Genomic DNA, 16,975 nt, shown 5'->3' on the forward strand with positions numbered 1-16,975 from the left:
GTGGTCTGCATCTGGATCTTCATCTGGATCCTCATCGACATCTTCCGCGACCACACGCTGAACGGCTGGGCGAAGACGGGCTGGGTGATCGTGCTCGTGATCCTGCCCCTGCTGGGTGCGCTCATCTACCTGATCACGCGCGGCGGATCGATGGCGGCCCGCCAGACGGAGCGGGTGAAGGAGTCGCAGCAGGCCAGTGCGGAGTACATCCGCGCGGTGGCCGGCTCGGCATCCCCCGCCGAGGAGATCGCGCGGGCGCAGGAGTTGCTCGCCGCGGGCGCCATCACGCAGACCGAGTTCGACGCGATCAAGGCCAAGGCCCTCGCCTGAGCGGAAGGACGCACGATGGATGACCTGGAGTACGGTCCGGTCGAACTCGTCCTCGCGGGCTTCCGAGGCGACAAGCCCAGCGCCGGAGTGCTGGATGCCCTGGCCGAACTCGCCGAGGCAGGCACCATCCGGGTGATCGACCTCGTGCACGTGACCCGCGACGCTGACGGCCGGGTCGCCTTCTTCGAGGTGGACGAGAGCGGCATCGACATCGGCGTGATCGACCTCGTCGCCGGCGGACTGGCCTCGCACGAGGACGTGACCGAGCTCGGCTCGCGCCTTCCGGTCGGTGCGGCGGCGGTGCTGCTGGTCGTCGAGCACCTGTGGGCGAAGCGCCTGGCGTCGCGCCTGGTCGAGGCGGAGGGATTCGTCGTCGATTCCGTCCGCATCCCCGCTCCGGTGGTCAACCTGGTCGCCGCGGCGGCCGCAGAGGCCACGGCACAGGCAGGAGGCAGCTGACATGCTGCGCAGATTCGGCCGCCCGGGCCTTCTCGGGATGGCGGCGCGCACAGCCGTCGTCGCCGGCACCGCCACGGCTGTGAGCGGAAGCGTTCAACGCCACCAGTACGAACGAGCACAAGCCGAGCAGGCGGAACACCAGTACGAGGTGCAGCAGGAGGCTGCGGCCATGGCCGCGGCCGCACCCGCCGCCGCACCACCCCCGCCCGCGCCCGCTGCCTCGACCGACCTCGTCGCTCAGCTGCAGCGGCTCGCCGACCTGAAGTCCCAGGGCGTGCTCAGCGAGGCGGAGTTCGAGACCGCGAAGGCCAAGCTGCTCGGCTGAGCCGGGCACAGCATTGAGGAGATGTCGTGAACGACGCCCGCACCGTCATCGGTACCCCGCTCCCGCCGGCACGGTCTCTGCCGTTCCCGCCGAAGCCGTCCGGCAGCTATGCGGGCCGGACGCTCGCCGAGTCCACCTACTCGCCGCTGCCGCCCGAGCGTCACCTCCACGACGATGCGCCCAATGTGCTCATCATCCTCATCGACGACGCCGGGCCGGCGCTTCCGGTGCCGCTCGGGGGCAAGGTGAACACGCCCACGCTCGACCGCATCCGCAAGGCCGGCATCGGCTACAACCGCTTCCACACCACGGCCATGTGCTCGCCGACGCGGGCGTCGCTGCTCACCGGGCGCAACCACCATCGGGTCGGCGCCGGTCAGATCGCCGAGCTCGCCAACGACTGGGACGGCTACTCCGGCCACATCCCCAAAAGCAGCGCCACCATCGCCGAGGTGCTGCGCAATTACGGTTACTCGACGGCCGCGTGGGGCAAATGGCACAACACTCCCGCCGAGGAGACGACCAAGGCCGGCCCGTACGACAACTGGCCCACCGGGAACGGCTTCGAGTACTTCTACGGGTTCCTCGCCGGCGAGGCGTCGCAGTACGAGCCCAATCTCGTGCGCAACACCACGAGCGTTCTGCCCCCGAAGTCTCCGGAGGAGGGCTATCACCTCAGCGAGGACATCGCCGACGACGCGATCGCGTGGCTGCGCGATCACAAGGCGCTCTCGCCCGACAAGCCCTTCTTCATGTACTGGGCGACGGGAGCGATCCACGGCCCGCACCACGTACACAAGGAGTGGGCCGACAAGTACAAGGGCGTCTTCGACGACGGCTGGGACGCCTACCGCGAGGACGCGCACGCCGGCGCCAAGGCCGCAGGCTGGATCCCCGATGACGCCGTGCTCACGCCCCGGCCCGAGTCGCTGCAGGGCTGGGACGACGTCCCCGACCACCAGAAGCCGTTCCAGGCGCGCTTGATGGAGGTGTGCGCCGGCTTCGGCGAGCACGCCGACGTGCAGGCCGGCCGGGTCATCGACGAGCTCGAGCGGCTCGGGTACACCGACGACACGATCGTCATCTACATCTGGGGCGACAACGGCTCGTCGGGCGAGGGCCAGAACGGCACGATCAGCGAGCTGCTGGCCCAGAACATGATCCCGACGACGATCGACCAGCACATCGCGGCGCTGGAGGAGCTCGGGGGCCTTGATGCGCTGGGCACGCCTGCCACCGACAACCAGTACCACGCAGCCTGGGCGTGGGCCGGATCCTCGCCCTACCAGGGCATGAAGCTCATGGCCTCGCACCTCGGGGGCACACGCAACCCGATGTTCATCCAGTGGCCCGGGCGCATCGCGCATGACCCGGTGCCCCGGACCCAGTTCCACCACGTGATCGATGTGGCGCCCACGATCTACGAGATCCTGGGCATCTCGCACCCCGACACGGTCAACGGAATCCCGCAGGACCCGATCGACGGCACGAGCTTCGCCTACTCGATCGACGACAGCACCGCCGAGGGCCGCCACCGGGTCCAGTACTTCGAGGTGATGGCGAGCAGGGCCGTCTACGAGGACGGCTGGATCGCGTCCACGACGGGTCCGCGCCTGCCCTGGGTGCCGGGCCTTCCGCCGGGCATCCAGACGTGGACCCCGGACGAGGACCGGTGGGAGCTCTACAACCTCGACGAGGACTGGAGCCAATCCCACGACCTCGCCGACCAGCACCCCGGCAAGCTCGCCGCGTTGAAGGAGCTGTTCGCGATCGAGGCGGCCAAGAACAAGGTCCTCCCGATCGGCGGCGGTCTGTGGGTCGCGCCCCTCCACCCCGAACTGCGGATCGCCCCGCCGTACACGGAGTGGGAGTTCACCGGCGACACGTTCCGCGTGCCCGAGTTCTGCGCGCCCGCGCTCGGCAACAAGCCCAATGTGGTCACCATGGACGTCAACGTCGGCGACCGCGCCAACGGCGTCCTGTACAAGCTCGGCGGCGCAGGCGGAGGTCTCACCACGTACGTCGCCGACGGGGTGCTCACGTACGAGTACAACCTCTTCCTCGTGCAGCGCACCACCATCGCCGCCCCCGCGCCGCTGGCCGCCGGCGACCACGCGATCGAGATCGAGACGGCGTACGTCGAGCCCCGGCCCGGCGGCCCGCTGCGCATCACGCTGCGCGTCGACGGCACCGAGGTCGCATCCGGCCAGGTGCCCGTCAGCGCCCCGCTGCTGTTCTCGGCGAACGACTGCCTCGACATCGGGCGCGCCTACGGCGGCGCGGTGTCGCGCGCCTACGCGGACCGAATGCCCTTCGCGTTCGACGGGCGGATCGATCGCGTGCACATCGCCTATGCGACACCGCAGGAGGCCTGAGCGCAGGTCAGCTCCACAGCGCGACGTGGAACTTGTTGCCGCGTCGCGAAAGACCGCGTGATCCGCTCGCCGAGACCATCGCGGTGGTCGCCCGTGCGGTCGTGACGAACCGCTGCAGCAGTCGCGCCGACGCGGGGGCCCGGCCGCCGTCCAGCGTTGTCGCCGACCACAGGCCCGACAGCGGCGTGCCCTCCACGGGCAGCCGCACCAGATCGGCGGAATCGCTGCCCCGCTCCCGCAGCCGGGGCGCGACGATGTGCTCGTAGGCGAGCATGATCCCCTCCCCGCCCGCGACAGCCGAGACGGCATCCGTCTCGCTGGTCAGCTCGATCACCGTCGGCAGCTCGGTGATCCGGCCGAACCACCGCCCCTCCTCGGTGAGGTGCTCGAAACCGCCCGGCCCGCAGAACCAGGGCGTGGAGCGCAGCTGCCGCAGCGTGAGTTCCTCGCCCGACCTCGCGAGCGGGTGATCGGGTGCGGCCACCATGATCCGCCGGTACTTGAAGAACGGCACCACGTCGAACCCGGGGCTTGCCGCAAGCGCGGGCCTCGCGCCGAGGGCGATGTCGTAGGCCCGCTCCCGCAGCAGCGTGGCGATGTCGTCGGCGGCCTCGACGATGACGGCCACCGAGTCGGACGGCACCCACCTGGCGAACGCGTCGAAGAGCCGGCCCGCCGCGCTCTCGGCGAAGGCCGCGGTCGCCAGCACGCGCAGCTCGCGATCGTCCGCGCCGGCGTGCGCGACGTCCCGGCGGATCGCCTGGGTGCGCCCCACGATCTCCTCTGCGTGGTCGGCGAGCACCCGGCCGCCGGGAGTGAGGGTGATCCCCGAGCCGGTGCGGAAGAACAGCTGATCGCCCAGCTCGTCGCGGAGCGCACCGACGACCGCCGACACCGCGGGCACGCTCACGCTCAGGGACCTCGCCGCCGCCGTCACCGACCCGAGACGGGCGATCTGGGCGAAGGTCCGCAGCTGAGTGAGGGTCAACGCCATCGTCTTAACCTTTCACTTAACTCAAGGTTGACACCCCCGTGGCCTCGGGGCAAGGTCACAGGCACAGCCCCCCTCGATGTCGCGGGGTGTGCTCGAACGGTGTGTTCACAGGTGCGTTCTAAGGAGAGCCGCCATGCAGATCCCGGCGCCATTCGACTATGCGAGAGCGACGAGCATCGATGATGCCGTCGCGCTGCTGACGCGGTACGGGGAGGATGCCCGCGTCATCGCGGGCGGACACAGCCTGCTGCCGATGATGAAGCTCCGGCTCGCGAGACCGGAGTGGCTCATCGACATCAACGGCGTCACCGACCTGGCCTACATCAGACGCGAAGGCGATGTCCTGCGCGTCGGCGCACTCACCCGACATCGCGAGCTGCTCGAGTCCGACGAGGTCGCCCAGCTGTTCCCGATCATCGTGGACGCCGAGAAGGTCGTCGCCGACCCCGTGGTGCGCAACCGGGGCACGATCGGCGGGTCGCTGTGCCAGGCCGACCCCGCGGAGGACCTCTCCACGGTGTGCACGGTGCTCGACGCGCAGGCGGTCGTGCGCGGACCGGACGGCGAGCGCGTCATCGGCATGGACGAGTTCCACGTCGGCCCCTACGAGACGGCGCTCGATTTCAACGAGGTCCTCGTCGAGGTGCGCCTGCCGATCCGCGCCCGCACCTCGAACGCGTACGAGAAGGTCGAGCGGCGCATCGGCGACTGGGCCGTGGCCGCCGCAGGGGCGGCCGTGACCCTCGCGCCGGACGGCACCATCGAGGATGTCGCGATCGGGGCGACCGCCGTCGGCCGCTCGGATCGCCTGGCCGAGGCGGAAGGCCTGCTGCGCGGCCAGACCGTGACCGAGGCGCTGCTGGAGCACGTCGCCAAGACCGTCTCGGACGCGGTCGACCCGGTGGGAGACCAGCGCGGCTCCGAGGCGTACAAGCGGCATCTGGCAGGCGAGCTGACACAGCGGGTGGTGCGCCGGGCGATCGCCCGCGTGCAGGGACAGGAGGGATGACATGCACGTCACGATGACGGTCAACGGCGAAGAGGTCGAGCGCGACATCGAACCGCGCGTGCTGCTGGTGCATTTCCTGCGCGACGACCTCGGCCTCACCGGCACCCACTGGGGCTGCGACACGTCCAACTGCGGCGCCTGCGTCGTGCAGATCGACGGCGAGCCGGTGAAGTCGTGCACGACGCTGGCGGTGATGGCGGACGGATGCCACGTGCGCACCGTGGAGGGGCTGGCCGAGAACGGCAGCCTCGACCCGGTGCAGCAGGGCTTCATGGAGGAGCACGGCCTGCAGTGCGGGTTCTGCACCCCGGGCATGATGCTCACCGCCCGGGCCCTGCTGGATGAGAACCCGGACCCGAGCGAGACCGAGATCCGCGAGGCGATCTCGGGGCAGCTCTGCCGATGCACCGGCTACGCGACGATCGTGCGCGCGGTGCGGTGGGCGGCGGAGCACCCGGCCGGCGCCGCCGCCGAGGCGGCACCCGAAGGCGAGAAGGAGGCGGCAGAGCTATGACTCTCGTCGATGATGCCCGCACCGGGCACGAGCGCGGACCGGACCGCGCCCACAACCCCGCGGCGGACGATCCGTCGCGCCCGATCGGCTTCGGCCGCATCCAGCGCAAGGAGGACCCGCGCTTCATCCGCGGCCAGGGCAACTACCTCGATGACATCGTGCTGCCCGGCATGCTGCACGCCGCGATCCTGCGCGCCCCCGTCGCGCATGCGCGACTGGTCTCGATCGACACGAGCGAGGCGCTGGCCCGGCCCGGCGTGCGGGCCGTGCTCACCGGAAAGGACCTCGAGCCGCTCAACCTCGCGTGGATCCCGACCCTGTCGTACGACGTGCAGTCGGTGCTGGTCACCGACAAGGTGCGCTTCCAGGGCCAGGAGGTCGCGTTCGTCATCGCCGACGACCGGTACGCCGCGCGTGACGCGCTCGAGTCGATCAACGTCGAGTACGAGATGCTCCCGCCGGTGATCGACGCCCGGCGCGCGCTCGATCCCGACGCCGCGCTGGTGCGCGACGACATCGAGGGGCGCACCGACAACCACGTCACCGACTGGGAGTGCGGCGACAAAGAGGCCACCGACGCGGTCTTCGCGAAGGCGGACGTCGTCGTCAAGCAGGAGGTCGTCTACCCGCGCGCCCACCCGGCGCCGATGGAGACCTGCGGCGCGATCGCCGACTTCAACCCGGTCTCGGGCGACCTGACGCTGTACGAGACGTCGCAGGCCCCGCACGCGCACCGCACCGTGGTGGCGATGGTCTCAGGCATCCCCGAGCACAAGATCCACGTCATCTCGCCCGACATCGGCGGCGGCTTCGGCAACAAGGTCGGCATCTACCCGGGCTACGTGCTCGCGATCGTGGGCTCGATCGTGACCGGCAAGCCGGTGAAGTGGATGGAGGACCGCTCCGAGAACCTCATGTCGACCTCGTTCGCGCGCGACTACATCATGGAGGGCGAGATCGCCGCGACCCGCGACGGCAAGCTCCTCGGCATCCGGGCGAACGTGCTCTCCGACCTCGGTGCCTTCAACGGCACCGCGCAGCCGACGAAGTACCCGGCCGGGTTCTTCAACCTGTTCCCCGGCAGCTACACGTGGGAGGCGGTGTACGGCAAGGTCACCTCGGTCTACACGAACAAGGCGCCCGGCGGCGTCGCCTACGCCTGCTCGTTCCGCGTCACCGAGGCGGTGTACCTGGTCGAGCGGATGATCGATCGGCTCGCGATCGAGCTGGACATGGATCCGGCCGAGCTGCGGCTGCGCAACTTCATCCCGCCGGAGGCCTTCCCGTACGACAACAAGGCCGGCTTCGAGTACGACTCGGGCCAGTACGAGCTGACGATGCGGCACGCGATGGAGCTCGTCGGGTACGACGAGCTGCGCCGAGAGCAGGCCGAGAAGCGCGCCCGCGGCGAGCTCATGGGCATCGGCATCTCGTTCTTCACGGAGGGCGTGGGGGCGGGTCCGCGCAAGCACATGGACATCCTCGGCCTGGGCATGGCCGACGGTGCCGAGCTCCGCATCCACCCCACCGGAAAGGCCGTGGTGCGCCTGTCCGTGCAGTCGCAGGGCCAGGCGCACGAGACGACCTTCGCGCAGATCGTCTCCGAGGAGATCGGGATCCCGCCCGAGGACATCGAGGTCGTGCACGGCTACACCGACCAGACCCCGTTCGGGCTGGGCACCTACGGCAGCCGGTCGACCCCGGTCAGCGGGGCGGCGGTGGCGATGGTGACCCGCAAGGTGCGCGACAAGGCGCGCCTGATCGCGGCCGCCATGCTCGAGACGCGCCCCGAGGACCTCGAGTGGGAGAAGGGCCGCTGGTTCGTCAAGGGCGACCCGTCGGCGGGCAAGACGATCCAGGAGATCGCGCTGGCCGCCCACGGCACGATGACCCTCCCCGAGGGTGTCGACGGCAACCTCGACGCCGAGGTCACCTACGACCCGCCGAACCTCACCTACCCCTACGGCGCCTACTTCTGCGTCACCGACGTCGACAAGGGCACCGGCAAGGTGACCGTGCGGCGCTTCCTCGCCGTCGACGACTGCGGCACGCGGATCAACCCGATGGTCATCGAGGGGCAGATCCACGGCGGCCTGACCGACGGGGTCGGCATGGCGCTGATGCAGATCATCGAGTTCGACGAGGACGGCAACTGCCTGGGCGGATCGTTCATGGATTACCTGCTGCCCACAGCGATGGAGGTGCCCGACTGGGAGACCGGGCACACGGTCACCGAGTCGCCGCACCACCCGATCGGCGCGAAGGGCATCGGCGAGTCGGCGACGGTGGGCTCGCCGCCGGCGATCGTCAACTCGATCATCGACGCCCTGCGTCCGCTGGGCGTCACCGCGATCGACATGCCGTGCACGCCGTCGCGGGTGTGGGAGGCGATGCAGGGGAACGCGCGACCGCCGATCTGATGCCGCCCGGCGGTGGGATGATGGAGGGAGAGGGCACAGCGATGGTCGACCCGACGGTGGCGAACAGGCAGCGCGAACTCGAAGAGCAGCGGCAGGGGTTCGTGCGCGCCACAGTGGTGCGCACGCAGCGGCCCACCAGCGCGCGCGCGGGCGACGTCGCGGTCGTCGACGCCACCGGAGCCATCACCGGCTTCGTCGGCGGCACGTGTGTGGAGGCATCCGTGCGCGAGATGAGCCTTGCCGCCCTCGAATCCGGCGAGCCGGTGCTGCTGCAGGTGCGCCCCGGCGATGTCGGCCGCGTCGAGCACGAGGGTGCGATCGAGGTGCACAACCCGTGCCTTTCCGGAGGCTCGATCGACGTGTTCCTCGAGCCGGTCGTCCCCGCCGCCCGCGTCGTGGTCGCCGGCGACGCCCCCGTCGCGCAGGCCCTCGCGCGCATCGGCGCCGAGCTCGGCTACGACATGCAGCTGGTCGACGGCGAGGCCTGGCATCCCGACGACTCGGTCGCCGCCCTGATCGCGGCCGGCCACGGTCACGGCGAGGAGCCGGCGCTCGAGCGCGCCCTGGAGGCGGGCGTGCCGTACGTGGGACTCATCGCGAGCGACAAGCGCGGCGCCGCCGTGGTCGCCTCCCTGAACGTGGACGACGAGCTGCGGCAGCGCGTGCACACGCCCGCCGGCATCAAGCTCGGCGGCACGTCGCCCGCCGAGATCGCGCTGGGCGTGCTCGCCGAGCTCGTGCAGGTGCGAGCGGGCGCGCGGGCCGTGCAGGAGGAGAAGGATGCCGCGGCCGGCCGCGATCTGCCCGAGGAGCCGCGCACGGCGATCGACCCGGTCTGCCACATGACGGTCGTGGCGGCCGAGCCGACCCTGCACGTCGAGCACGACGGCCGGACCGTCTGGTTCTGCGCGCCCGGGTGCCGGACCCGGTTCCTGAAGGAGCCCGAGCGCTATGCCGCCTGAGCCGCGTTTCGCGGCCCTCGTGCTGGCCGCCGGAGGGTCGACCCGCTTGGGCCGGCCCAAGCAGCTCCTGCCCTATCGGGACGGCGTGCTCCTGGACGCGGTGCTGGGGCTTGCCCGCGGCTTCCCCTTCCCCCAGCGGATCCTCGCCCTCGGCGGCTCGGCCGACGAGGTCCAGCAGGCCGTCGACACGACCGGGTTCGACGTCGTCGTCAACGACGAGTACACCACCGGCTGCTCGTCCTCGATCGCGGCCGCCCTGCCCACGGTGCGCGCCGACCTGGACGGCTTCGTGCTGCTGCTCGGCGATCAGCCCGAGGTGCGCCCCGAGGCCATCGCGGCGCTCCTGGCCGGCCGCGGCACCGCTCCGATCGCGGTGACGCGCTATGACGACGGCATCGGCCATCCGTTCGCGCTGTCCCGCTCCACGTTCCCGGCGCTGGCGGGCCTGCACGGCGATCGGGGCGTGTGGAAGCTCATCGACCGGCTGGGATCGGCGGTCGCACGGGTGAGCGTGAGCGGGACGGTGCCGCGTGACGTCGACACCGAGGCGGACTATCGCGCGCTCCTGGCCGGAGCGGCGGAGTCGGCGTGAGCGCGGCCGCCGTCGACGCCATCGCCCCCGACGTCGACGCCGTCGCCGCGGGGCTGGACGACCAGGACTACCTGGCCGACGAAGGGCTGCTGACCGCGCTGTTCCTCGCGGTCCGGCTGCGACGGCCGCTGCTCCTGGAGGGCGAGGCGGGCGTCGGCAAGACCGAGGCCGCCAAGGCGCTCGCCGCGTGGCTGGACGTGCCGCTGCACCGGCTGCAGTGCTACGAGGGCATCGACGCCGGCGAGGCCCTCTACGAGTGGAACTACCAGCGGCAGCTGCTCGCGATCCGGCTCGCCGAGGCCGGTGGCAGGGCCATCGGCGACGACGACCTGTTCACCCGCGAGTTCCTGCTCCCCCGGCCGATCCTGCAGGCGATCGACCATCCGGGGCCGCGGCCGGCGGTGCTGCTGCTGGATGAGATCGATCGCGCCGACGCCGAGTTCGAGGCGTTCACCTTCGAAGCCCTCGCCGAGGCATCCGTCACCATTCCCGAGTTGGGCACGATCCGCGCCGCCGAGCGGCCGATCGTGATCCTGACCTCGAACCGCACGCGCGACCTGCATGACGCGCTGACCAGGCGCTGCCTCTATCACTGGATCGACTTCCCGCCTCCGCAGCGGGTGCTCGAGATCGTCCGCAGGAGAGTGCCGGGCACCTCCGAGCCGCTCGTGCTGCACGCCGTCGACGCGGTCGGACGGCTGCGCACGCTCGACCTCGCCAAGCCCCCTGGCGTGGCCGAGCTCATCGACTGGGTCGCCGCGCTCGCGGCCCTGGGAATCGGCCGCATCGACCCGGAGACGGCGGCGCTGACCTGGGGTGCTGTGATCAAGAACCGCGACGATCTGGACGCCGTCGAGGCGCGCGGGGCCGAGTGGCTGGTGGGTGCGGATGCCTGATCCCGTCGCCCGCGCGTTCGCCCTCGATCCCGCGGCCCTCGCCGTGGGGTTCTCGGCGGCGCTGCGGCGCGCCGGCCTCGCCGTCACGCCCGAGCGCACGGCGTGGTTCGCCGAGTCCCTGCACCTGGTCCCGCCGCGCACGCGCACCTCGCTGTACTGGTCGAGCCGGGCGTCGCTGGTCTCGTCACAGCCCCAGCTGGACCGTTTCGATGCGGTCTTCGACGCGGTCTTCGGGGGTGCGGCCGACATCGCCGACCACCGGGGCGACCCGAACGATCCCGACGACACCTCGCTGCGACGGCGCACCTCCCCCGACCTCTCGCAGTCCGGGCGCACCGGCGTCGCCGCGCCGAGCGGTCCGCTGCCGCCGGCGGCGGCGGGCCCCGGCCGGTCGCAGCCCGACGAGGACGCCACCGACGCGCTGCTGCTGGCGGCCAGCCCCGAGGAGCGGCTGCACCGCACCGCGTTCGACGCGCTCACGCCCGACGAGATCGCGCGCATCCGGCGGCTGGTGGCTGCCCTCGTGCTGCGGACGCCGCTGCGGCCGGGGCGCCGTTCGCGGGCGTCGGCGCGGGCGGGCGACCGCCTCGATCTGCGGCGCACCGTGCGGGCCGCCTCCCGCACCGGCGGCCACCCCGCCCGCCTCGTCCACGCCGCGCGCCGCCCCCGACCCAGGCCCATCGTGCTGCTGTGCGACATCTCGGCATCGATGGAGCCGTACACCCGCGTGTTCGTGTCGTTCCTGCAGGCGGCGGTCGCAGGCGGCAACGCCGAGGCGTTCGTCTTCGCCACCCGCCTCACCCGCCTCACCCGGCACCTGACCGGCCGCGACCCCGACCGTGCGCTGGAACAGGCGGCGAGCGCGGCGCAGGACTGGGCCGGCGGCACCCGGCTGGCCGACGGCATCCGCGCGTTCATCGATCAGCACGGGCGGCGCGGGCTCGCCCGCGGGGCCGTCGTCGTGATCCTCTCCGACGGCTGGGCGCAGGACGACCCCGACGAGATCGCCCGCGAGATGTCACGGCTGACGCGCCTTGCTCACCGCATCGTGTGGGTCAATCCGCGGCGGGCCGCTCCCGCCTTCGCTCCCCTTGTCGGCGGCATGGCCGCGGCTCTGCCGTACTGCGACGCGTTCGTGAGCGGCCACAGCTACACCGAGCTCGAGAACCTCGTCCGCACGATCGCGGACGACACCCCACCCCAAAGGAGGACCCCCTGATGGATCTGGAAAGCAGCTTCACCGTCGAGGCGCCGATCGACGAGGTCTGGGCCACGCTCATGGACGTCGAGCGCGTCGCCGGTGCCGTTCCCGGCGCGGAACTGACCGAGAAGGTCTCGGACACGGTCTACCAGGGCGTCGTCAAGGTCAAGGTCGGTCCGCTCTCGATGCAGTACCGCGGCCAGGTCGAGCTCGTCTCCCGCGACGACGCCGCCCACGTCGCGGTGTACCAGGGCAAGGGCCAGGAGAAGGCGGGCCAGGGCACCGCCGAAGGCACCGCCACCCTCACCCTCACCAGCGACGGCACGACGACCACCGGCACGGTGGCGGGCAGCATGGTGCTCTCGGGCAAGGCCGCGGCCATGGGCAAGGGCATCATCCAGAAGGTCGCGCAGCAGATCATGGGCATCTTCGCCAAGAACCTGCAGTCGATGCTGTCCGGCGGCGACGCCGCCGAGGGCGAGTCGGCCGACGGGTCGGTGAAGGGCCTCTCCCTGGTCGCCGGCGCGATCGGGTCGATGTTCCACCGCGAGAAGAAGGATGCGGATGCCGCGGCCTCGTCCGCGGACGAACGCACCGCCGACGGGTAGCCATGCGCGACATCCTCGACACGCTGCTGCGGGAGTGGCGGGCAGGCAGCACGGTGGGTCTGGGCACCGTGGTGCGCACCTTCAAGTCTGCGCCGCAGGATCCCGGTGCGGCGATGCTGGTCACCGCCGCCGGCGAGGCAGCCGGCTCGGTGTCCGGCGGGTGCGTCGAAGGCGCGGTGTACGCGCTCGCCGAGGACTCGATCGCCGGAGCACCGCCGACGCTGGAGCGCTACGGCATCAGCGACGATGACGCGTTCGCGGTGGGACTGACCTGCGGCGGCATCCTCGACGTCTTCGTGGAGGCGGTGTCACAGGAGTCGTTCCCCGACCTCGACGAGGTCGCAGCCGACATCGAGGCGGGGCGGCCGGTCGCCGTCGCGACGGTGATCGAGCATGTCGACCCGGCACGCGTGGGAAGGCGCCTGGTCGTCCGGCCGGACCGGGTCACCGGGTCGCTCGGCGGCGAGCTCGCCGACGAGCGGGTGGGCGACGACGCGCGGGGCCTGCTCGCCGGCGGCCTGACCACCACCCTCGTGCGCGGACCCGACGGCGAGCGCATGGGCGACGGCATGCGGGTGTTCGTGAACAGCTTCGCCCCCGCACCGCGCATGATCGTCTTCGGGGCGATCGACTTCGCCTCGGCCCTCGCGACCCTGGGCCGCTTCCTCGGCTACCGGGTCACCGTCTGCGACGCCCGCGAGGTCTTCGCCACCCGCGCCCGGTTCCCCGATGTCGACGACCTCGTCGTGGAGTGGCCCGACCGCTACCTGAGCGGCCAGATCGAACAGGGCCTGATCGACGAGCGCACGGTGCTGTGCGTGCTCACCCACGATCCGAAGTTCGACGTGCCGGTGCTCACCGCCGCCCTGCGCGGCCCGCGCGTCGCGTACATCGGGGCGATGGGCTCGCGCCGCACGCACCACGACCGGATGCGCCGGCTGCGTGAGGCGGGTGTCACCGACGACGAGCTCGCCCGCGTGCACAGTCCCATCGGCCTCGACCTGGGCGCGCGCACGCCGGAAGAGACCGCGGTGTCGATCGGTGCCCAGCTGATCGCATTGCGCTGGGGCGGCACCGGCGACGACCTCTCCGCACGCGAGGGCCCGATCCATGGCACGGCGCAGCCGCCGCCCGACGCGATCCCCCTGGTCGGCGAGCCCGACCGTTAGCGCCTGCGGAACATGCCCGCGAACACGGCGAACAGCAGCGGCACGCCCGACAGGATCATCATCGCGGTGCCGGGCACCGGGTCGGACGCGCGCAGCATGATCCCGCCGATCAGCATGCCGGCGAAGATCACCGCCGAGATGACACGCCGCGCCAGCAGCTCCAGCCGGGTGAGGCGGCGCTCGAGCTCGGGCGTGGCGACCTCGGCCGTGCCGGCGTTGAACCGCGTGAGGGCCGTGTCGAGGTTCCCCGGCAGCGTGAGCAGCATCCGCCCGTAGGAGAGGGCCTGCGTGGCGAGATCGCGCACCACGTGCCCGCCCTCCTCGCGCATCAGGCGGGCGGCGTAGGGCTCGACGGCGCTCCAGATGTTGAACTGCGGGTCGAGGGCGCTGCACAGGCCCGACATGAGCGAGACGGCGCGGATGACGAGCAGGAAGTTCTCCGGCAGCTGGAACGGCAGCGAGCGCACGACCTCCCCGAACTCGTCGGCGAACTCGCGGAACTCGCGCGGGTCGACCTCGCGCAGCTGCGCGAAGCCCATGCCGCCGAACCGCGCGAACAGCGCCGTGAGAGCGCGTTCGAGCTCGTCGACGTCCGCGGACGGCAGCAGCATCCCCACATCGCGGATCGCCTCGACCAGACCGTGCCCGTCACGCGCGGCGACCGCGATGAGCAGGCGCCGCAGCCCGCGGCGCAGCGTGTCGGGGATCTCGCCCATCATGCCGAAATCGACGAACGTCAGCCGCCACGCCGGGCCGCCGGCAGCCGCCTCCTCCGGGGTCGCCGGCGTGATGAAGAGGTTGCCCGGGTGCGGGTCGGCGTGGAAGAACCCGGCGCCGAACAGCTGGTCGAACATGACCTCCGCGAAGGTCGTCGCCACCTCGGACGGGTCGATTCCGGCGGCACGCAGCGCGGCGACGTCGTTGATCTTGATCGCGGTGACATCGGACAGTGTCAGCACGCGTCGGGTGGTGCGCTCCCACGCGACCTCCGGCACGAGCACCCGCCGGTCGTGGCCGAACTGCTCCGCGAAGCGCTCGGCGCTCATCGCCTCGTGGATGTAGTCGATCTCGGCCCGGCTCGTGTGCGCGAACTCCTCGACCAGTGCGGGGGCGTCGACGTGGTCGGCGACGAAGCGGAACCGGGTGAGCCAGCCGGCCACGCGGCGCAGGGCCGCGAGGTCGACGTCGACGACCGCCTCGATCCCCGGCCGCTGCACCTTCACGATGACGTCGGCGAATCCGGTGTCGGCGGCGAGCTCCGGCTCCAGCCGCGCACGGTGCGCCTGACCGAGGGAGGCCGCGGCCACCGTCGTCCCGCCGAACGCGGCATACGCGCGGTCGAGCGGCATCCCGAGCTCTTCCTCGGCCAGCACCCGGATCTCCGGGAACGGCGCGGCCGGCACCTCGTCCTGCAGTCCGGCCAGCTCTTCGGTGATCTCGGGCGGCAGGACATCCAGGCGCGAGGAGAGGAACTGCCCGACCTTGATCATGAGCCCGCCCAGAGAGACGGCGAGCGCACGGAAGCGCCGCGCGGTGCGGGTGAGCCGCTGCGTGCGGCCGCGGTCGGCCAGGCGCGCCAGTCCGATACGCGGGAGGACGAGCTCGAACCACCACGACTGCGCGATGAGCGCCGCGGCGAACCGCAGAATGCGGCGATAGCGGGCGCGCGTGCCGCCGGGGCGCGAGGCGGACGGCGGCACGGCGCCGGACTGCGACAAGCTCAGCCCTCGGCGAGGATGGCGTAGAGCTTGCGCCGGGCGTCTTCGAGGACGGCGACCGCGTCGGCGATCTGCTCGGGCGTGCCCGAGCGCCCGACCTGCGCCGCCGCCTGGGCGAGCTCGATGCCCGCCTTCGGCAGGGCGGTGTGACTGTGCTCGCGCGGCCTGCTCGCCTCCCACGGGGCGGACCGGTCGGCGGATGCCTCCGCCTCGGCCCGGCCGGCTTCGGTCAGCGAGTACGTCTTGCGGCCACCGGCCTCCTCCGCCTCGATCAGCCCCTCGTCGGCCAGCAGCTGCAGGGTCGGGTACACCGAGCCTGCGCTCGGCTTCCAGGCGCCCCCGCTGCGCTGCTCGATCTCGCTGATGATCTGGTAGCCGTGCATCGGACGCTCGGCCAGCAGCGCCAGCACGGCGGCGCGCACATCGCCGCGCGCCATCCGCGGGGTCATCTTCTGCTCGAATGTCGAGCGCAGCTGATCGAACGCGTCCCAGATGCTCTGGGCGGTGCCGCCCAGGCCGAAGCCGGTCGTTCCGAAACCTCCGGTGAATGAATCGCCCATGATGGCCTCCCGATGTCTGGCTGAACGATATGTCAACGATATATCGTTCAGGCTGGGCCCGATAGGGTCAGCGGCTGGGGATCTCCAGGGGAAGCTCGCGCTCGGCATCCCACTGCTCGGTCCAGCCGAGCCGGTCGAACAGGGCGTCGAGGACCATCGCGGTGAACCCCCACACGAGGTGCTCGCCCGACGCGTGCGCGACGAGGAAGCCGGGGCCGCGGAACTCCTCCCCGTCGCGGCGGATCACCGTCACGCCCCGATTGCCCGGGTCGAGCAGGTCGGCGACGGGGGCACGGAACACATCCGCGGACTCGGCCTCGTCGACGACGCCGACCGGCGACGGGTTCCTCCACCAGGCGAGCACAGGCGTCACCTCGTGCTCGGAGTACGCGAGCGGGATCGGATCGAGCGTGCCGAGCACCTCGACGCCGGCGGGATCGAGCCCGGTCTCCTCCTGGGCCTCGCGGAGGGCCGCGCCGACAGGTCCGTCGTCATCGGGGTCGACGCGCCCGCCCGGAAAGGCGACCTGGCCGGGGTGCGAGCGCAGCGTGTCGGCGCGTGCGAGCAGGAGCACATCGAGGTCGCGCGACACGGCGGATGCCTGTGCCTCACTGGGCAGCGAGTCGAGCACGCCGAACAGGATGAGAACCGCGGCCGGACGCGGGTCGACCGGCACCGGAAGCCGCCGGATGCGCTCGAGCTCACGCTCTCGTCCCGCGCCCGCGGCCAGCGCCGCCAGCTGTGCGCGGGCGCTGAGCGGGCTGGGCTCGGGGGTCGTCGGTCGGGTGCGCATCATCTCAGGCTAGCCCGCAGGGCGGCGTCAGGCTCAGGATGCCGGGTCGT

General features: G+C 71.6%; 17 protein-coding genes. 13 read left to right on the forward strand and 4 right to left on the reverse strand.

Annotated elements, in window-relative coordinates; translation table 11 throughout:
• The 4 genes from ACIWQI_RS12720 to ACIWQI_RS12735 form a co-directional block, all read left to right on the forward strand.
• Nucleotides 1-330 (forward strand): SHOCT domain-containing protein (locus tag ACIWQI_RS12720; RefSeq protein ID WP_396657922.1); only part of this gene is annotated, 330 nt, incomplete at its 5' end.
• 15 nt (nucleotides 331-345) lie between these two features.
• Nucleotides 346-789: a DUF6325 family protein gene (locus tag ACIWQI_RS12725; protein WP_396657923.1), complete on the forward strand. Its 444-nt coding sequence runs from the start codon at nucleotides 346-348 to the stop codon at nucleotides 787-789.
• 1 nt (nucleotide 790) lies between these two features.
• Nucleotides 791-1,114, forward strand: a complete 324-nt coding sequence (locus tag ACIWQI_RS12730) for an SHOCT domain-containing protein (protein ID WP_396657924.1) — start codon at nucleotides 791-793, stop codon at nucleotides 1,112-1,114.
• Between the two features lie 26 nt (nucleotides 1,115-1,140).
• Entirely contained in the window at nucleotides 1,141-3,489 is a 2,349-nt protein-coding gene (locus ACIWQI_RS12735) for an arylsulfatase (RefSeq protein ID WP_396657925.1), read from the forward strand.
• Nucleotides 3,490-3,496: 7 nt separating this feature from the next.
• Here ACIWQI_RS12735 and ACIWQI_RS12740 read toward each other — a convergent pair whose 3' ends face one another.
• Nucleotides 3,497-4,483, reverse strand: a complete 987-nt coding sequence (locus tag ACIWQI_RS12740; protein ID WP_396657926.1) for a LysR family transcriptional regulator — start codon at nucleotides 4,481-4,483, stop codon at nucleotides 3,497-3,499.
• A 133-nt stretch (nucleotides 4,484-4,616) separates the two neighbouring features.
• Here ACIWQI_RS12740 and ACIWQI_RS12745 point away from each other — a divergent pair, with 133 nt between their 5' ends.
• Genes ACIWQI_RS12745 through ACIWQI_RS12785 form a run of 9 tightly spaced genes read left to right on the forward strand, consistent with a single transcriptional unit; the run spans nucleotide 4,617 to nucleotide 13,854 of the window.
• Nucleotides 4,617-5,492 (forward strand): FAD binding domain-containing protein, encoded by an 876-nt coding sequence (locus ACIWQI_RS12745; protein ID WP_396657927.1) that lies wholly within the window; start codon nucleotides 4,617-4,619, stop codon nucleotides 5,490-5,492.
• A gap of 1 nt (nucleotide 5,493) precedes the next feature.
• A complete protein-coding gene (locus ACIWQI_RS12750; RefSeq protein WP_396657928.1) occupies nucleotides 5,494-6,006 on the forward strand; it encodes a (2Fe-2S)-binding protein in 513 nt (170 codons plus the stop codon).
• Nucleotides 6,003-8,426, forward strand: a complete 2,424-nt coding sequence (locus ACIWQI_RS12755; protein WP_396657930.1) for an aerobic carbon-monoxide dehydrogenase large subunit — start codon at nucleotides 6,003-6,005, stop codon at nucleotides 8,424-8,426. The genes ACIWQI_RS12750 and ACIWQI_RS12755 overlap by 4 nt, the downstream gene beginning before the upstream one ends.
• A 41-nt stretch (nucleotides 8,427-8,467) precedes the next feature.
• Nucleotides 8,468-9,388: an XdhC family protein gene (locus tag ACIWQI_RS12760; protein ID WP_396657931.1), complete on the forward strand. Its 921-nt coding sequence runs from the start codon at nucleotides 8,468-8,470 to the stop codon at nucleotides 9,386-9,388.
• The gene (locus ACIWQI_RS12765; protein WP_396657933.1) at nucleotides 9,378-9,980 is read left to right on the forward strand and encodes an NTP transferase domain-containing protein; all 603 of its coding nucleotides are present in this window, start codon (nucleotides 9,378-9,380) and stop codon (nucleotides 9,978-9,980) included. The genes ACIWQI_RS12760 and ACIWQI_RS12765 overlap by 11 nt, the downstream gene beginning before the upstream one ends.
• A complete protein-coding gene (locus tag ACIWQI_RS12770) occupies nucleotides 9,977-10,876 on the forward strand; it encodes an AAA family ATPase (protein WP_396657934.1) in 900 nt (299 codons plus the stop codon). The genes ACIWQI_RS12765 and ACIWQI_RS12770 overlap by 4 nt, the downstream gene beginning before the upstream one ends.
• Nucleotides 10,869-12,095 carry a VWA domain-containing protein gene (locus ACIWQI_RS12775; protein ID WP_396657935.1) on the forward strand — a complete coding sequence of 409 codons (1,227 nt, stop codon included), beginning with the start codon at nucleotides 10,869-10,871 and terminating at the stop codon, nucleotides 12,093-12,095. The genes ACIWQI_RS12770 and ACIWQI_RS12775 overlap by 8 nt, the downstream gene beginning before the upstream one ends.
• Nucleotides 12,095-12,685, forward strand: a complete 591-nt coding sequence (locus ACIWQI_RS12780) for an SRPBCC family protein (RefSeq protein WP_396657936.1) — start codon at nucleotides 12,095-12,097, stop codon at nucleotides 12,683-12,685. Before ACIWQI_RS12775 ends, ACIWQI_RS12780 begins: the two co-directional genes overlap by 1 nt.
• Nucleotides 12,686-12,687: 2 nt before the next feature.
• Entirely contained in the window at nucleotides 12,688-13,854 is a 1,167-nt protein-coding gene (locus tag ACIWQI_RS12785) for an XdhC family protein (RefSeq protein ID WP_396657937.1), read from the forward strand.
• On the opposite strand, the gene ACIWQI_RS12790 is transcribed toward ACIWQI_RS12785, so the two are convergent.
• From ACIWQI_RS12790 to ACIWQI_RS12800, 3 genes are all read right to left on the reverse strand, one after another.
• Entirely contained in the window at nucleotides 13,851-15,578 is a 1,728-nt protein-coding gene (locus ACIWQI_RS12790) for an ABC1 kinase family protein (RefSeq protein WP_396657992.1), read from the reverse strand. The two genes, ACIWQI_RS12785 and ACIWQI_RS12790, sit on opposite strands and share 4 nt — an antisense overlap.
• A complete protein-coding gene (locus ACIWQI_RS12795) occupies nucleotides 15,575-16,132 on the reverse strand; it encodes a PadR family transcriptional regulator (RefSeq protein ID WP_396657938.1) in 558 nt (185 codons plus the stop codon). The genes ACIWQI_RS12790 and ACIWQI_RS12795 overlap by 4 nt, the downstream gene beginning before the upstream one ends.
• 67 nt (nucleotides 16,133-16,199) lie before the next feature.
• Nucleotides 16,200-16,925: an NUDIX hydrolase gene (locus ACIWQI_RS12800; protein ID WP_396657939.1), complete on the reverse strand. Its 726-nt coding sequence runs from the start codon at nucleotides 16,923-16,925 to the stop codon at nucleotides 16,200-16,202.
• Nucleotides 16,926-16,975 lie beyond the last annotated feature (50 nt).

Source organism: Microbacterium sp., from assembly GCF_044508325.1.
Taxonomy (GTDB): domain Bacteria; phylum Actinomycetota; class Actinomycetes; order Actinomycetales; family Microbacteriaceae; genus Microbacterium.